General features: G+C 44.8%; 16 protein-coding genes. 12 read left to right on the top strand and 4 right to left on the bottom strand.

Translation table 11 applies throughout. The features are described from left to right. Positions 1 to 112 precede the first annotated feature (112 nt). The 4 genes from ACFSUO_RS12965 (at position 113) to ACFSUO_RS12950 (ending at position 3,583) form a co-directional block, all read left to right on the top strand. Positions 113 to 793 carry a metal-dependent hydrolase gene (locus ACFSUO_RS12965; protein ID WP_382394741.1) on the top strand — a complete coding sequence of 227 codons (681 nt, stop codon included), beginning with the start codon at positions 113 to 115 and terminating at the stop codon, positions 791 to 793. A 192-nt stretch (positions 794 to 985) separates the two neighbouring features. After that, complete coding sequence (locus tag ACFSUO_RS12960) at positions 986 to 1,750, top strand: prepilin peptidase (protein WP_382394739.1); 765 nt, start codon at positions 986 to 988, stop codon at positions 1,748 to 1,750. 88 nt (positions 1,751 to 1,838) lie between these two features. After that, positions 1,839 to 2,066, top strand: coding sequence for a hypothetical protein (locus tag ACFSUO_RS12955; RefSeq protein WP_382394737.1), 228 nt, complete (start codon positions 1,839 to 1,841; stop codon positions 2,064 to 2,066). A gap of 209 nt (positions 2,067 to 2,275) precedes the next feature. Next, positions 2,276 to 3,583, top strand: coding sequence for a DRTGG domain-containing protein (locus tag ACFSUO_RS12950; RefSeq protein ID WP_382394873.1), 1,308 nt, complete (start codon positions 2,276 to 2,278; stop codon positions 3,581 to 3,583). Between the two features lie 83 nt (positions 3,584 to 3,666). Here ACFSUO_RS12950 and ACFSUO_RS12945 read toward each other — a convergent pair whose 3' ends face one another. Continuing rightward, the gene (locus ACFSUO_RS12945) at positions 3,667 to 3,957 is read right to left on the bottom strand and encodes a YtpI family protein (RefSeq protein WP_382394735.1); all 291 of its coding nucleotides are present in this window, start codon (positions 3,955 to 3,957) and stop codon (positions 3,667 to 3,669) included. Positions 3,958 to 4,137: 180 nt separating this feature from the next. Here ACFSUO_RS12945 and ACFSUO_RS12940 point away from each other — a divergent pair, with 180 nt between their 5' ends. Beyond that, positions 4,138 to 5,088, top strand: coding sequence for a DHH family phosphoesterase (locus tag ACFSUO_RS12940; protein ID WP_382394733.1), 951 nt, complete (start codon positions 4,138 to 4,140; stop codon positions 5,086 to 5,088). A gap of 78 nt (positions 5,089 to 5,166) precedes the next feature. On the opposite strand, the gene ACFSUO_RS12935 is transcribed toward ACFSUO_RS12940, so the two are convergent. The 3 genes from ACFSUO_RS12935 to ACFSUO_RS12925 all read right to left on the bottom strand — a co-directional run bounded on the left by ACFSUO_RS12935 (position 5,167) and on the right by ACFSUO_RS12925 (position 6,330). Continuing rightward, positions 5,167 to 5,364, bottom strand: coding sequence for a hypothetical protein (locus ACFSUO_RS12935; protein ID WP_382394731.1), 198 nt, complete (start codon positions 5,362 to 5,364; stop codon positions 5,167 to 5,169). 127 nt (positions 5,365 to 5,491) lie between these two features. After that, a complete protein-coding gene (gene ytrI / locus ACFSUO_RS12930) occupies positions 5,492 to 5,998 on the bottom strand; it encodes a sporulation membrane protein YtrI (RefSeq protein ID WP_382394729.1) in 507 nt (168 codons plus the stop codon). Then, positions 5,998 to 6,330, bottom strand: coding sequence for a YtrH family sporulation protein (locus tag ACFSUO_RS12925; RefSeq protein WP_382394727.1), 333 nt, complete (start codon positions 6,328 to 6,330; stop codon positions 5,998 to 6,000). The genes ytrI and ACFSUO_RS12925 overlap by 1 nt, the downstream gene beginning before the upstream one ends. Positions 6,331 to 6,558: 228 nt before the next feature. Between ACFSUO_RS12925 and dnaE the strand changes: the two genes are divergently transcribed. The 7 genes from dnaE (at position 6,559) to pyk (ending at position 17,051) form a co-directional block, all read left to right on the top strand. Then, positions 6,559 to 9,936 (top strand): DNA polymerase III subunit alpha, encoded by a 3,378-nt coding sequence (dnaE, locus tag ACFSUO_RS12920; RefSeq protein ID WP_382394725.1) that lies wholly within the window; start codon positions 6,559 to 6,561, stop codon positions 9,934 to 9,936. Positions 9,937 to 10,103: 167 nt separating this feature from the next. Further along, positions 10,104 to 11,315, top strand: a complete 1,212-nt coding sequence (locus tag ACFSUO_RS12915; RefSeq protein WP_382394871.1) for an NAD(P)-dependent malic enzyme — start codon at positions 10,104 to 10,106, stop codon at positions 11,313 to 11,315. Between the two features lie 159 nt (positions 11,316 to 11,474). Beyond that, positions 11,475 to 12,107 carry a FadR/GntR family transcriptional regulator gene (locus ACFSUO_RS12910; RefSeq protein WP_382394723.1) on the top strand — a complete coding sequence of 211 codons (633 nt, stop codon included), beginning with the start codon at positions 11,475 to 11,477 and terminating at the stop codon, positions 12,105 to 12,107. A 192-nt stretch (positions 12,108 to 12,299) separates the two neighbouring features. After that, the gene (gene accD / locus ACFSUO_RS12905) at positions 12,300 to 13,160 is read left to right on the top strand and encodes an acetyl-CoA carboxylase, carboxyltransferase subunit beta (RefSeq protein WP_382394721.1); all 861 of its coding nucleotides are present in this window, start codon (positions 12,300 to 12,302) and stop codon (positions 13,158 to 13,160) included. Further along, positions 13,157 to 14,113 carry an acetyl-CoA carboxylase carboxyl transferase subunit alpha gene (gene accA / locus ACFSUO_RS12900; protein WP_382394719.1) on the top strand — a complete coding sequence of 319 codons (957 nt, stop codon included), beginning with the start codon at positions 13,157 to 13,159 and terminating at the stop codon, positions 14,111 to 14,113. Before accD ends, accA begins: the two co-directional genes overlap by 4 nt. Before the next feature lie 196 nt (positions 14,114 to 14,309). Then, a complete protein-coding gene (gene pfkA, locus ACFSUO_RS12895; protein ID WP_382394717.1) occupies positions 14,310 to 15,269 on the top strand; it encodes a 6-phosphofructokinase in 960 nt (319 codons plus the stop codon). A gap of 21 nt (positions 15,270 to 15,290) precedes the next feature. Further along, positions 15,291 to 17,051, top strand: coding sequence for a pyruvate kinase (gene pyk, locus ACFSUO_RS12890; protein ID WP_382394715.1), 1,761 nt, complete (start codon positions 15,291 to 15,293; stop codon positions 17,049 to 17,051). Positions 17,052 to 17,167 lie beyond the last annotated feature (116 nt).

Here is a 17,167-nt window from a genome sequence, read left to right as displayed (position 1 = left end):
AGTGCCGGATTTTTAGACGAATGCATAAGAAAACTGCAAAACGGGTAAAGGATTCAGAAGGGTCTGTATCGAATGTATACAGTGCAGATAATAAATAAAAGGAGCGATATACATGAAAGTATCTTATCATGGACATTCTGTCGTTCGAGTTGAAACAGACAGTCATACGATTTTAATTGATCCGTTTATTTCCGGAAATGAAGCATGTGACCTTGACGCGGGGTCCGTTAAAACCGATGTCATCCTCTTGACACACGGCCACAATGACCATGTCGGGGACACCGAAGAAATTGCTAAACGTAATGAGGCGCTGGTGGTTGCTCCGAATGAACTGGCGGGTTACTTAGAGGGGAAAGGTTTGAACACCCATCCAATGCATATCGGCGGTGCCCATGAATTTGACTTTGGGAAAGTGAAATACACCCAGGCATTTCATGGTTCGTCGTTTACAGAAGACGATGGTACCATCATCTATACCGGCATGCCCGGTGGTATCCTGCTGACGATAAATGGCAAAACGATTTATCATGTTGGTGATACCGGGCTGTTCAGCGACTTGAAACTGATTGGCGAGATGAATGACATTGACCTTGCGTTTGTGCCGATTGGTGATAACTTCACCATGGGGCCGGAAGATGCACTGGTTGCAGCTGATTGGATAAATGCGGACACCGTTGTTCCGGTACATTACAATACCTTCCCTGTCATTGAGCAGGATCCAGAGGCCTTTGCATCTAAAGTAAAAACTGGTAAGGGACTGGCGATGAATATCGGGGATTCAGTCGACTTGTAGGAAAAACAACGTGAGCGATGTGCTCACGTTGTTTTTATCAGTCGATGAAAAAATATTTTAATGCAATATTTCTAACGTTGGATTTCTTTTTGAAACGAACCGGTGCACCGCAATGGATTTTTGTACCAGTTCCTATTATAATATTATTCAATTCCACTCTCATTTTTTAATAAGGTGCTAAGGAGTTGTACAATGAACAACCTTCTACTATTATTTTTCTTCCTGCTCGGGTTAATTTTCGGTTCTTTCTTTAATGTTGCCGGGTTGCGTATCCCCTTGAAACACCCTTTCGTCAATGACCGTTCCGCCTGTCCCCAATGTGGTCACTTGCTTTCATGGCATGAACTTATCCCATTTTTATCATACATAATGCAGCGCGGGAAATGCCGTCACTGTGGGAAAGCAATATCTTTTATGTATCCTGCCGTTGAGTTGGCTACTGGTTTATTATTTGCCATTAGTTATGTGATGCTTGGTCTCAATGCAGAATTCCTGACCGCGCTATTGCTGATGGCTATGCTTATGATTCTATTTGTGTCAGATATCGTCTATATGGTGATACCAAATAACATTCTATTATTCTTTCTTCCGCTTTTCATATTAATGCGCATAGTTGTACCGCTTGAACCGTGGTGGTCTTCGGTTGTTGGGGCTTTGGCGGGAGTGGGGCTGCTTGCATTGATCATTCTCATTAGTCAGGGCGGAATGGGTGCAGGGGACATGAAATTGTTTGGTGTGCTTGGTATTGTGCTGGGACTGAAGAAAACACTTCTTACTTTTTTTCTGGCAACCATAATTGGAGCGGTTGTCGGGATACTTCTCCTCTCGTTCAAAGTCATCCACCGGAAGCAGGCTGTTCCATTTGGACCATACATTGTTTTAGCGGCAGTGATTGCTTATTTTTATGGTGATAGCCTCGCAGACTGGTATGTTGCCATCTTGAATAAGAGCGGATGATTCTGCTTGGTCGTAAACAGACACCATTTTCGTGTTCATTCAGTTCTTATGGACTGCTTTTTGTCATAGATTATGGACAAAGGGGGAGATGTACTTGCGTCATTATGCAATATTACGATTATTATTAGCCGGATTTTTCCTTTATATGGCATGGCCAGTTATTCCGGAAGCTGTGACTGCGGAAGCATCCTTGTTCTGGGGCTTATGGCTTGGCTTTTTCCTGCTGGTGGCCGGTTCAAACTTTGCTGCCCTTTTACAGATGATTTCGCCGCCGGTAATGGAACAGGAAAATGCACAACGCCGTCAAAGCGCTTAATCATTGAGGCTAAAGCGTTTCAACTGTATAATAAATGATGAAGATATTGATTAGTAGTGCGTGTTTAAAAAGGAGGATAAAAAGGACCGAGAATTTCGAGGCGGCGTAGTTTCGAGCAGCGGAGAAACAAGCCAACGAAGAAATTCGATGTGTCATTTTTACCGGACTGTTTAAACAACGTCTAGTACAGTTGAAAGTCGGTGAAGGAATTGGCGACCAAACATGAACAGATACTGCAGCATATTCTATCATTGGAAATTGGCCATAAAATTTCAGTCAGGCAAATAGCGAAGGCATTGAATGTCAGTGAGGGAACCGCATACCGTGCCATCAAGGATGCTGAAAATCAAGGGATTGTCAGCACGATTGAGCGTGTAGGAACAGTGCGCATTGAAGAAAAAAAGAAAGATAACTTCGAGCGGCTGACGTTTGCCGAAGTTATAAAAATTGTTGACGGACAAGTTCTGGGTGGCCGGGCTGGTCTGCATAAGACGCTGAGCAAATTTGTCATCGGGGCAATGCAGCTGAATGCTATGATGCGCTATACAGAAGCTGGTTCATTGCTGATTGTCGGCAATCGGGTGGAAGCGCATGAGCTAGCTTTGCAGGAAGGGGCAGCTGTCCTCATTACCGGCGGGTTTGACACGGATGATTCAATTAAACAGCTGGCTGATGAGATGCAGCTGCCTGTTATGTCAACAAGTTATGACACATTTACGGTAGCAGCAATGATCAACAGGGCAATTTATGACCAGCTGATTAAAAAGGAAATTGTCTTTGTCGGGGATATCTATACGCCATATGACAGATCCTATTACCTGTATTCCAAAGATAAACTCGAACGATGGTATGAGCTGAATGAACAGTCGGCACACTCGCGTTATCCGGTTGTGGATGCGAAAGAGCGTGTTGTAGGGATGATTACGGCCAGAGACGTCCTGGACAAAAATAAAGATATTCCAGTCGAAAAGCTGATGACGAAAAACCCGATTGTCGTTCAGGATAAAACATCGCTTGCTTATGTTGCTCATATGATGGTCTGGGAAGGAATTGAGCTTGTTCCTGTTGCTGATGCGTCCAATCGGCTCAAAGGTGTTGTATCCCGTCAGGATGTACTGAAAGCACTGCAGGAAAGGCAGCGGCAGCCACAAATGGGTCAGACGATTGACGATATTGTTGCCAGCAGTCTGGTCTCTGCTGAAGATGACCAGAACACATTCCAAGCACACGTAACACCGCAAATGACGAACCAGCTTGGAACATTGTCCAATGGGGTGTATACGGCCTTGATGACAGAGGCTGGCAGCCGGCTGCTTCGCGATTATAAAAAAGGCGATCTTGTTGTTGAGAACTTGACTGTTTATTTTTTAAAGCCCGTACAAATTGACAGCAACCTCACTATTAAGCCGGAGGTACTAGAGGCGGGACGTATTTATGCGAAAATGGATGTGGAAGTGTTCAATGGGAAGAAAATGGTAGGAAAAGGGCTTCTGATGGCCCAGTTAATTGACAGGTGATGCGAGGCGATGAAGTTCGACTGTTAGTAAGCCGGCGCCCGCTGTCTTCCACGGCCGCCGGTCCCTTCTTATAAGGCTAATGCTCACGCATAAAGCCGCTTCCACTCTTTCCGGTAGTGTTTGGTTTCTTTCCATCCGACATAAAGGTTGATACCCCCAAAGAAAAGGAAAACTATTCCTACAAACAGGGAAAGCTGTGTTTCGTAAAATATATATTGATTAATGCCGAAGAAGAGGATAAGCGAACCAAGACAGACTCGGGATTTTGCGTTAAAATAAGCCTGTGTCAGTCCGTCTTTAGTTTTAAGGATCGCGACTTTATAATAGACCCAGAAAACCGCGGAAAGTACGATAATAATTGGAAAAATAATCATAGTTATCGGCCCCTAAACTTATGAATTAGAATGGATTGGCTTAATGGACTTGCAACTGTTCCATCGTTTTTTGAAATATGGATGACACAGTTGCATACATAAACGCCTGTATCCTATCCAATTGTAGCTTGTTTTGCTTCATCAGGAAAGTAAAAAATGTGACAAAGTAGGGAGAATACTATGCAGCATATACAATCCATTATCCAGGCAATTAAAGAATACGATACCATTATCATTCATCGGCATGTACGGCCAGATCCCGATGCATACGGTTCCCAAGCAGGATTGAAAGAAATGATTACCCATTCTTTTCCGTCTAAACAAGTGTACATCACCGGGGAGGAAGATCCGTCCTTGCTTTTTTTGGCTGACATGGATGACGTCACAGATGATACCTATCAAAACGCACTGGTTATCGTCTGTGATACAGCAAATGCCGGGCGCATCAGCGATCAGCGCTACCACCTGGGCGAAAAGCTGATTAAAATTGACCATCATCCGAATGTGGATGAATATGGGGATGTCATGTGGGTCGATACGGCAGCAAGTTCAACAAGTGAAATGATTTATGACTTATACCTCGATGCCAGGGATGAGGACTTTGTTATAAATGATGAAGCCGCTCGTCTCCTTTATGCCGGTATTGTAGGTGACACGGGCAGATTTTTGTTCCCTAGCAGTACGAAAAAAACATTCCAGCATGCAGCAGAACTCGTCACCTATAATTTTGACCGTCCAAGTCTTTATGATGGAATTTACCGTATTAAAGACAATATTGCCAGGCTGCGTGGCTATATTCTGCAAAACTTTAAACGCTTGGATTCAGGCATGAGCACTGTAGTACTGACTAAGGAGATGCTGGAAAAATTTGGTGTCAACCCAATGGAGACTGGGCAGCTGGTCGGAGTACTCGGTGATATTGAAGGTATGAAGGCTTGGGCTTTCTTTATTGAAGAGGAAGAGCTGATACGTGTTCGTCTGCGTTCGAAGGGACCAGTCATCAATGGGATTGCCGCAAAATATGATGGTGGCGGACATCCGATGGCGGCAGGTGCATCCATCCGCACATGGGAACAAATGGAGCACGTTGTTCAGGACTTGGATGAAGCTTGCCGGGGCTTTACTGACTAATGCAGTGCATAAAAAAAGAGCTATGACCTCTTCAACAGGTGAGGGGACATAGTTCTTTTCATTTAACTGAATTGATTGTCAGGAACTTTTTGCTTCGTTCAGCGGAATAAACCAGCATCCTGTGTTTGTTTGGTCATAGTGTACAAGCAGATTTTCACGTTGAATGCCACGTTTGATAAGTCGGATTAATTCTGCAGATTCAGCATATGCAATCTTGCCTTCCTTTAGCTGTGCAACCTTTTCATCCCGTAACCGGCTCTGATGGATTACCAGCATTTAATCCAACTCCTTTCTGCAAGGTATGTGAAAAATGTAAGCTTACCCTTTATATTATATCGTACAGAAGAATTTGTGACCACTATTAATTGTTTTTTTCATAAAATTTTCACAACGGACAAGGCGTTCAGATGCCACTGGAAACCTCAGCTTTCACGGATAATTTCACGGTTTTGGTAATGACAAGTTTCCGGACTTTGAACTTGAATTTAAAGTCATCAATCGAAAATTCCTTGTTTTCGACAGTTGCCTCAAGCAGTCCATCACTTTCAGCAATGATGGAAACCTCTTTACCTTTAATGTGATTGATTTCGTTCTTTATTAAATCTTCCAGTTGATGTATAATAAGTCTATCCGGCAGATCGTCTGGATTGGTGATTGTTATTCCAATTGACTCCACCTTGGCTGATGTTTTTGTTTTTTCATCAAGATCTTTATTGTCGTCAAGCAAAGCTTCGTTCTCGTTCTTCAGTTCGGTTACCTCTGATTTTAGTTCACGGTTTTCCTCAAGCATCTGGCCATACATCGAACCATACATATAGACGAAAATTAAATAGCCGATGATGGATCCTGCAAAGACCCCTACCAGAAATCGCTGCCATGTTGATTTTTTATAATACGGGGGAATATGCATTATCCGACATCCTCCTGTATCAGCCACCCAATGATTAACAGCGCTGTTTTCACACCACCCATTGCGGATAGTATCAACATAATTTGTTTGAACAGGTCGTATGTTGAACCATCCAAAATTCCCTTTTCAAAATTGGCAATAGCGTCGAAGGTTCCGCCGATTGCAGCCACGATTGCCCAAATCCGCAGACTTTTTGCAATACGGTTCATTTGGGTGAACGGGGCATCCCCAGTTGCAAAACTGCCGATGCTGCCGATAACGGTGCCACCTATAACCACACCGAAAGCGATAAAAAAACAATGAATGAATTGGGCAATAAACCGTTCTTCCATGATTTAGACTCCTTATGTGCGTACTGGTTCATTTTATGATAGATGTGGACAGGATATGTCAGGATGCTTGATTAGATGGATTCGTGCTGCATGCAGCAACAAAGCATATTCGGTATAATGGTTACGTGTGAGATGTCTCGGGGTATCCAGTTTGAGATGTTGTTCTTTTGAACATGCGATTTAAAGGACGGACTGGATATCCTACATTCTAAAAAAAGGTGGGGTAGTATGTCATTTACGCATTTGCAAGTGCGGAGCGGGTACAGTTTCATGAAAAGCACCATCGTGGTTGACAAACTGGCTGAGAAGGCGTGGGATATGCAGTTTGACGCTTTGGCACTGACGGATGAGGCAGTCTTATATGGCGCTATCCCTTTTTATAAAGCTTGCAAACGAAATGGGATAAAACCGATTATCGGCATGAGTGTTTCTGTCGTAAATGCACATGACGGAATGGATACATGCCTTCTTTTAGCTAAGAATAACAGCGGATATAAGAATCTGGTCAGAATAAGCACCAACCTTCAGACAGAAGGCGGAAACAGTATTAGCAAAGAACGTCTTGAACCACTATGCAGCGACTTGATCTGTATTGTTGTTACATCTGTATCTGAAACGGGGACACTGCTATTGAATGAAACCTATGACCGGGTGAAAGACTATTTGGATAACGAGTGGAATATTTTTAGCCCAGAAGACTTGTATTTAGGCGTACAGGACCACGGGATGGATAAGGAGCGGAAGGTGAATCAGTCCGTGAAGGCATTCCAAGAGCTGTATCAGATACCGGCTGTACTTTTGAATGATGTCCGCTACCTTGATGAAAATGATGATATAGCCTACGATTGTCTGCAAGCCATGAAGGATGGCAGAAAATGGCCAATGAAAATAACGGATGCGACTGTTAGGAACAGACACTTGCGAACGCAGGAGGAGATGGAGCAGCTGTTCGCGCGTGATTGGCCGGAAGTGATTCGGGAAACGGAACGAATTAAGGAACAATGTGATGTCACATTTGATTTCAGCAAGCGAATGCTTCCATCTTATCCGGTACCGGCACAGATGGATCCACATACATATTTGGAGAAAATCTGCTGGGAAAATGCAAACAAAATCTATGATGCTGTTACCGATGTGATAACACAGCGCCTGGCGTATGAGCTTGAAATTATTCAATCTATGCAGTTCAGTGACTATTTTTTAATTGTCTGGGATTTTATCGCTTATGCCAAAAAGGAAGGAATTCTGGTTGGGCCGGGCCGTGGATCGGCAGCAGGCTCTCTCGTTGCTTATGTGCTTGGAATTACAGAAATCGATCCACTTCAGTATGACTTATTGTTTGAGCGTTTCCTGAATCCTGAACGCACGTCTATGCCTGATATTGATATTGACTTTTCGGATCACCGGCGGGACGAAGTGATTGATTATGTGCGCATGAAATACGGCAGTGATCATGTCGCACAAATTATAACATTTGGCACGTTTGCAGCGCGATCCCTCATGCGGGAATTAATGAAAACCATGGAAGTCGAACAGCAGGATGCCCGTTTTATCCTGCAGGCAATCCCTGCCCAGGCACAACAAACGATAGTGGAATATGTGACGGGGTCAAAGGATTTACAGCAGTATATTAAGCAATCGGAAAAGTTGAAAGCCTTATTTACTGTTGCTGCAAAACTGGAAGGGATTCCAAAACATATGTCCACCCATGCGGCGGGTATTGTGATTAGCGATAATCCGCTAGTCGAATCAGTTCCGCTGACAGCCGGCACACATGATACAAAGCTGACGCAATATGCGATGAATGACCTGGAAGCAATCGGGCTTTTGAAAATGGATTTTCTCGGCCTGCGGAATTTGACACTGATGGAACGGATTCTAAAAACTATCCGTTATACAACCGGTGAGAAAATGGCATTGGCGTACATACCTGATAAAGATCCGGAGACATATAAATTACTGCAGCAAGGCCGGACCAATGGCGTGTTCCAACTGGAATCCCAGGGGATGAAGCAGGTGCTGATGCGCCTGAGGCCGACTATGTTTGAGGACATTGTGGCGGTCAATGCTCTGTACCGCCCCGGACCGATGGAACAGATCCCGGTTTATATCAGCCGCAAACATGGCACAGAACAAGTGGAATACCCGCACCCGGATCTGGAGCCGATTCTCAGTAAAACTTATGGTGTACTGATCTATCAGGAACAAATTATGCAAATAGCACATAAAATTGCTGGATTTTCAATGGGACAGGCTGATCTTCTCCGGCGGGCTGTCAGCAAGAAAAAACAGCAGCTAATGGACGAGCAGCGTGCAGCGTTTATCCAGGGCTGTCTGGATAACGGTTATTCGGAACAAATCGCGAAGAAAATTTTCCAGTGGATTGTCCAGTTTTCTAATTATGGATTCAACAGGAGTCATGCTGTCGCTTATAGTAAACTATCCTACCAGCTTGCCTATTTGAAAGCTCATTATCCTGCCAGTTTCTTTGCTGAATTATTAACCAGTGCAGCTGGCCAGCAGGATAAGGCGGATTTATACAGGAAAGAAATGAAAGTAGAGGGGATATCATTACTGCCGCCCTCCATCAATCGAAGCTTTGGCAAATACGCTGTGGAAGGCTCTGATATTCGAATGGGTTTTTTATCTATTAAGGGAATTGGCAATCAGGCGGTCAAAGAAGTGATTCAGGTCAGGAAAAATGGCAGGTTCAAGAGCCTTTTCGATTTTTGCATGCGAGTATCGCAGAAGGCCGTAAGCAGACAGACACTGGAGACATTGGTTATGGCGGGAGCGTTTGATGAGTTATATGGTAACCGGGCTAGTTTATTAGCGTCCATTGACCATGCACTGGAACAGGGCGAGTTATTCAAAGAATTCAGCGATCAGTCAAGTCTTTTCCAGGACGGGATTCATTTAGAAGAAACATATGTTGCAATGGAAGATTTCAGCCTGATGAAAAAACTGCAGGATGAAAAAGAACTGATGGGATTTTATATTTCCAGCCATCCATTGAAAAAGTTCCGGAATGCATTTCGGAGGGAAGGCTATGTTTCACTTGCAAGGGCGAAACAAATGACTGGTGTACGCGGCCTTTACGGTGCAGCGATTGTGCAGGCTGTTAAAGTCATCCGCACCAAACGCGGCGACCCGATGGCGTTCATGACGGTCGGGGATGAAACAGATGATATGGAAGCGGTCGTTTTTCCGGATGTGTACCGTCAAATTAACCGCTGGCTGTCGGAAGAGAAGATGATTACGTTTAGCGGTAAGGTGGAAAACCGGAATAATCGGCTGCAGTGGATCATGGATGATGTGCAGGAGCTTAGACAGACGGAATGGGAACAGAAACAGAACCAGCGACTGTTTCTTAAATTAACGGCAGATAATCGCGGCAATGCACTGGAAGCAATCAGAGATATTGCAGGTGAGCACCCTGGGAGTACACCAATCATTACGTATCACCAAGAGGAAAAAACGGCCTATCAGCTGGCGGAAGAATATGGGGTTGACCCTCAGGAACAGTGCCTGGAGAAGCTCCGGAACCGTTTTGGAAAGCAAAATGTTGTGCTGGAAGAACCGGGGAGCTTTGAAAAGGGAGACTAAGCAAAAATTCTTTCCCTTCGAAATGCAGCTTTATTTTATTCTTTACACGAAAACTCCATCTGTTATAATGAAACCGTTAAGTGGTCAGACCACCCGGCTGTTTTTTGCAATTCCTACTACATAAAGGAGTGAGCGTTTTGTCAAATTTGCGGGACGAAGCATTGCATATGCATAAAGCGAACAAAGGAAAACTTTCGACTGAATCAAAAGTGAAGGTACGTAATGCCAAGGATTTAAGCCTTGCCTATTCACCGGGTGTTGCAGAGCCTTGTAAAGAAATTCACGATCGTAAAGAAACGGTGTATGACTACACGATGAAAGGGAACATGGTGGCTGTTGTCAGCAATGGTTCAGCGGTGCTTGGTCTCGGGAATATCGGGCCGGAAGCTGCATTGCCTGTCATGGAAGGAAAGGCAGTACTGTTTAAGAATTTTTCCGGTGTCGATTCTTTTCCAATTTGTTTGGAGTCGCATGATACAGAGGCGATTGTACAGACAGTTAAGATGCTGGAGCCGACATTTGGCGGTGTTAATCTGGAGGATATCGCGGCCCCTGATTGCTTTGTCATAGAAGAACGGCTGAAGAAGGAAACCAGTATCCCGATTTTTCACGATGACCAGCATGGAACAGCTATTGTAACCGTCGCTGGATTGATTAACGCTTTGAAATTGTCCGGCAAATCGTTTTCGGACATTAAAGTGGTGGCAAATGGTGCAGGCGCAGCAGGAATTGCAATTATTAAATTACTGTACAATTTTGGTGTCCGTGACATCATCATGTGTGACTCGAAAGGTGCAATCTTTGAGGGCAGACCGTATGGCATGAATGAAGTAAAAGACGAAGTAGCCAAGATGACGAACAAGGATAAGCAAGAAGGCGACCTGGAAGATATGCTGGCAGACGCAGACGTATTTATCGGTGTTTCTGTGGGTGGCCTATTGAGTAAAGAAATGGTGCAAAAAATGAATGATGATCCGATTATCTTTGCGATGGCAAACCCGGATCCCGAAATCTTGCCAGGTGATGCCAAAGAAGTTGGTGTGAAAGTGATTGGAACCGGACGCTCGGACTTTCCGAATCAGGTTAATAATGTACTGGCATTCCCGGGCATTTTTAGAGGGGCTTTGGATGTACGGGCTACCCGTATTAACGAGCGAATGAAAATTGCTGCAGCGGAAGCAATCGCGTCACTGATCACCGAAGATGAACTGAATGAGGATTATGTCATCCCAGCTCCGTTTGACCCAAGAGTCGCTCCCCTTGTTGCATCGAGTGTTGCCAGGGCGGCGATGGAATCCGGTGTCGCCAGAATCGACGTCGATCCAGAAGAGGTAGCCGAGAAAACAAGAAAGCTGACACGGATTGATGAAGACTACTGATAGTCTGGGAAGCTTCATGTCCAAAAGGTGCCGGCTGATATAGAGCTTGTCTCTTCATTGCCGGCATCATTACCGTTAGTGTGCTGGTATAACCTATAAAAGTGTGTGTTTAAAAAGAAGGACCGATTTACCGGACTTTTTGAACAACCTCTAAAAGGAGTGACTCCGGCTGTGTCCATGTCACCAAGGCAAAAAGTATACCATGGGATTTTACAGGAACTGCGGAAGTATATTGAGGTGAACAATCTGCAGCCAGGGGATAAACTTCCATCGGAACGTGTGCTTTCAGAGAAGCTGCAGGCAGGACGATCCTCTATCCGTGAAGCTTTGCGCGCAATGGAACTGCTGGGACTGATTGAGACGCGGCATGGGGAAGGTACATTTTTAAGTGCGTACCGGCCCTACCATTCCGTGGAAGTGCTTTCCTCATTCATTCTGCAGGGAAATAACACAAGGAACGACTTGCTATTTGCGAAGAGAATTATTGAAAAAGAAGCGGCAAAGATTGCGTACGATTACATGCAGGATGAGGATATCAGCCAATTGCTCGAAATCGTTCGGGATCCATCACTGAATGAAAATGCGAAACATGTGGCCTTTTTCCAATATTTATTTCATAAAACGGAGAATTTATTGCTTGCGAAAGTCTGGCAGCTGATGGATGAATTTTCGTATACTATTTCCAGCCTGTCGTATGATCAGTTATTTTACCTCGAACTCATCAGCCTTTATCAATCTGAAGATTACGCGAAAATAGAGGAACTTTTTCATGACTTGCCGGTGGAAAAATAATTTGTCCTATCGACAGATTGTGACACCTTTTTTGCAACGTCAGAAAGTATAATTATGGATGACCTTGTAAGTAAAACTAAGGCATTCACTATAAAGGCTTGGTGAAAGCCAAGTTTTTCTAACAACGGGTTGTTTATAGTATACAGCAGTTTCGTGATTGTTCCGGGTTTGTAAGAAAAAGGAGGAATTCCCTTGCTTAAGGATTTTTTTGGCAAGAAGAGGAAATACGCTACCATTCCGAATGAGGAAAGCAAGCTTGATATTCCTGAGGGATTAATGAAAAAATGTGATAACTGCCATAAGATTTATTACCGGAAAGAATTGAACAAAAACATTAATGTGTGCCCAAATTGTGACTACCACCATACGCTTACTGCCTGGGACCGGATAGACAGCTTGTTCGATGAAGGAACATTTGAGGAATGGGACAGGCAACTTACGACGACGAATCCCCTGGATTTTCCCGGGTACGAGGAAAAAGTGGACAAAGACCGTAATAAAACGGGCCTTAATGAAGGAGTTGTCACCGGCAAAGGAATGATTGACGGACAGGAAACTGCTTTCAGTGTTATGGATTCCAGTTTCAGAATGGGAAGTATGGGCTCGGTTGTTGGCGAAAAAATCAGTCGTGCTCTGGAAAACGCAAAAGATGAATCACTTCCATTTATCATTTTCACTGCGTCCGGCGGTGCCAGAATGCAGGAAGGTGTACTAAGCCTGATGCAAATGACAAAAACTTCCGTTGCCGTAAAGCGGTTTTCAGAAGCGGGTGGTTTAATGATCTCCGTCATGACCCATCCGACAACCGGTGGTGTTTCTGCCAGTTTTGCATCTATTGGGGATTATAATTTAGCCGAACCAGGTGCAATGATCGGTTTTGCCGGACGCCGGATTATCGAACAGACTATCCGTGAAGAACTTCCCGATGATTTTCAGACAGCGGAATTCCTGCTTAAACACGGCCAGCTTGATAAAGTCGTGCATCGCCATGACATGAAATCCTTCCTGAGAGTTCTGCTTTCCATGCATGCGCAAGGGAGGGAGAAAGCATGAAACAAGTGCTGGATTTCGAAAAACCAATTGTGGACTTGAAAGAAAAGATTGCTGAATTAAAATCGTTTACAAATGACAGTGATATTGACCTGGAAACGGAAATCACGACGCTGGAAAACCGGCTGGAAAGATTGGAGAATGATATTTACGGAAATCTGCAGCCGTGGCATCGTGTGCAAATGGCTCGGCACCAGGAACGTCCAACCACATTGGATTATATTCAGGAATTGTTTACTGATTTTATTGAATTCCATGGGGATCGCTCATATGGTGATGATGAAGCGATTGTTGCTGGCATTGCTTTTTATGAGGACAAACCGGTAACCGTGATTGGTCATCAGCGTGGGAAAGATACGAAGGAAAATATTCGCCGTAACTTTGGCATGCCACATCCGGAAGGGTATCGGAAAGCTTTGCGGCATATGCGCCAGGCGGAAAAATTTAACCGCCCGATTGTTTGTTTTATCGACACCAAAGGAGCATATCCGGGTAAGGCTGCTGAAGAACGGGGGCAAAGTGAAGCTATTGCCAGGAACCTGATGGAGATGGCCGGTCTATCCGTGCCCATTATCTGTATTGTCATTGGTGAAGGCGGCAGTGGCGGAGCACTCGGATTAGGGGTTGGAGACCATATTCATATGCTGGAGAATTCCACCTATTCGGTTATTTCCCCGGAAGGAGCAGCCGCGTTGCTTTGGAAAGATTCTGGACTTGCCAGGCAAGCAGCAGAGACGATGAAAATCACCTCCTATGATTTGAAAGAGCTTGATATTATTGATCAGGTTATCCCAGAGCCAAGAGGTGGTGCCCATCGCGATCTGAAAGCACAGGCAGCGCATATTGATGCTGTATTGGCAGCGTCGCTGGAGGAATTAGCAAATCTATCGGCGAATGAATTGCTTGAAAATAGATGGGAAAAATATAAGCAAATTGGTGATTATCAGGAAATGTGACGATCTGTTCACGTGTCTTTTCACCAGGGAAGAGGTTGACAGCTGTCAGCCTCTTTCCTGTTTGGTAAACAGGAAGATAACGGAAACAATTGATTACATGCTGGTGATAGCTCTGTGCCGCCAGCTAAAATGATTGATATTTTCCAGGTTTACATTTATCTTGGAAGAAGACAACAACGTTAGAAGAGGTGACAGAATGAAGAAAATAGGCGTTTTAACAAGTGGTGGTGATGCGCCTGGCATGAACGCAGCGATTCGTGCTGTTGTACGGAAATCAATCTACCATGGAATTGAAATATATGGCATAAAAAACGGGTTCCAAGGGCTGATTGATGGATATATAGAGAAAATGAACACCGGTTCTGTCGGTGATATTATTCAGCGCGGCGGCACCATTCTGCACTCGGCCAGAAGTGAAGAATTCAAATATGATGAAGGACAGCAAAAAGGCATTGAACAAATGAAAAAGCATGGAATTGAAGGGCTGATTGTTATTGGTGGGGACGGAAGCTTCCGCGGTGCCCAAAAACTGACGGAAAAAGGGTACCCGTGCATCGGAATCCCTGGTACCATCGATAATGATATTGCCGGAACAGACTTTACAATCGGTTTTGATACCGCATTGAATACAGTCATCGAAGCAATTGACAAAATTCGTGATACAGCATCATCACATGAACGAACATTTATCATTGAGGTGATGGGCCGCGATGCAGGTGATTTGGCACTATGGGCTGGTTTGGCCGATGGTGCCGAAAGTATTTTGATACCAGAGAAAAAGGACGAGTTTGAGGAAGTGATTGACCGGCTGAAACGAGGACAGGAGCGCGGTAAAAAGCATAGCATTATTATTCTGGCAGAGGGCGTTGGTGATGCGTTTGACTATGCAGACAAAATCAAGGAAAAGGCAGATTTGGAAACGCGTGTAACCGTATTGGGCCACATTCAGCGCGGCGGTTCGCCATCGGCTGCAGACCGGGTGCTTGCCAGCCGGCTTGGTGCACAAGCTGTTGAACTGCTTCTCAGCGATGAAGCAGGAAAAATGGCAGGGATTCAGAACAATAAACTGGTTCGCCATAATATAGCAGATGTGCTGGAAGAAAAACATACAATTGATTTCAATATGTACCAACTATCGAAAGAACTATCGATTTAATGCACCAGAGGAGGATGGAAAATGCGGAAGACGAAAATTGTGTGTACAATTGGACCATCATCGGAATCCATTGATACACTAACACAACTAATCGACGCTGGGATGAACGTTGCTCGGCTGAATTTTTCCCATGGGGATTTTGACGAACATAGAGCACGCATTGAAAACATTCGGGAAGCTGCGACTAAAACCGGAAAAACGGTTGCCATTCTTTTGGATACAAAAGGACCCGAAATCAGGACAGGCTCCTTTGCCGGCGGGGAAGCAGAGATCCTCAAGGACAGCATTGTGTATGTGACAATGGATGAAGTAGAAGGGACAGCGGAGCGGTTTTCTATCACGTACAGCGGGCTGATTGATGATGTCCATCCAGGATCAAAGATTTTACTGGATGATGGACTGATTGAGTTGGAAGTGCTGGAAATCGATCATGAAAACCGTGAGCTAAAAACAAGAGCGCAGAATTCCGGCACCATTAAGAACAAAAAGGGCGTCAATGTGCCAAACGTCCGTGTTAATTTGCCTGGAATCACTGCGAAGGATGCGGAAGATATTAAATTCGGCATTGAACAGGAAGTAGACTTCATTGCAGCATCATTTGTCCGCCGAACGTCAGATGTGCTGGAAATTCAGGAATTACTTGAAAAATATGATGCTACCCATTTAAACATCATACCAAAAATCGAAAATCAGGAAGGCATTGACAATATTGAGTCCATTCTGGAAGTCAGTGACGGCTTAATGGTAGCCCGTGGTGACCTGGGGGTGGAAACGCCGGCTGAGGATGTGCCACTCGTCCAGAAGGAACTGATTGCCAAGTGCAACACAGCTGGAAAACCGGTCATTACTGCCACACAAATGCTTGATTCCATGCAGCGTAACCCGAGACCGACAAGAGCCGAAGCATCGGATGTGGCCAATGCAATCTTTGACGGTACCGACGCGATTATGCTTTCCGGTGAAACGGCAGCAGGTGATTACCCGGTTGAGTCAGTACAGACGATGAGCGACATTGCTATGAAAGCAGAAACAGCGCTGGACCATAAACTCATATTGGATAATCGTTCAAGGTCTTCCCATATGACGATAACCGACGCAATCAGTCAGTCGGTGACCCATACTGCTATGAACCTTTCCGTCAGTGCAATCATCACACCGACAGAAAGCGGCCATACAGCCAGGATGATTTCCAAGTATCGTCCAAAAGCACCGATTGTCGCCGTCACATTTTCCGAGGTTGTCAACCGGCAATTAGGCCTGGTTTGGGGTGTGCACGCTGTTATGGGCGGCAAAGCACATTCAACTGATGAAATGCTCGATATTGCTATTGATCAGGGACTGAGTACGAAACTCTTTGATCGGGGCAGCCGAGTAATTATAACAGCGGGTGTTCCAGTCGGTGAAAGCGGAACAACGAATCTGATGAAAGTTCATGTGATAGGTGATGTGATGGCGAAAGGGCAAGGGATTGGCCGCGGCAGTGCATACGGCAGAGCAGTGATTGCCAGGAATGCTGAGGAAGCACTCGAAAAGGTCCAGGAAAATGATATACTTGTGACGTATGGAACAGACCGCGATATGATGGAAGCTGTTGAAAAAGCAGCTGGGGTTGTTACAGAAGAAGGCGGACTGACATCCCACGCGGCTGTAGTGGGATTGAGTCTTGGCATTCCGGTGATTGTTGGAGTAAAAGACGTATTCAATCATATAGAAGATGGAACGGATATTACCATTGACGGTGCTAAAGGTGATATCTATCAAGGGCATGCAAGTGTCCTATAAGCCAGGATATAGAACGAATTAAACTTACCGGATCTTTTGCAGTCGGGCCGTATTACAATTGCTAGAGAAATGAGTGGTCCAAGATACCAACCGGTTCGTGAAAAGCAATGTAGCTT

This window comes from Lentibacillus juripiscarius, from assembly GCF_042685205.1.
Classification (GTDB): domain Bacteria; phylum Bacillota; class Bacilli; order Bacillales; family Amphibacillaceae; genus Lentibacillus; species Lentibacillus juripiscarius.
The sequence above is the reverse complement of the archived record's forward strand: the minus strand, read 5'-3'. Positions and strand labels throughout refer to the sequence as shown.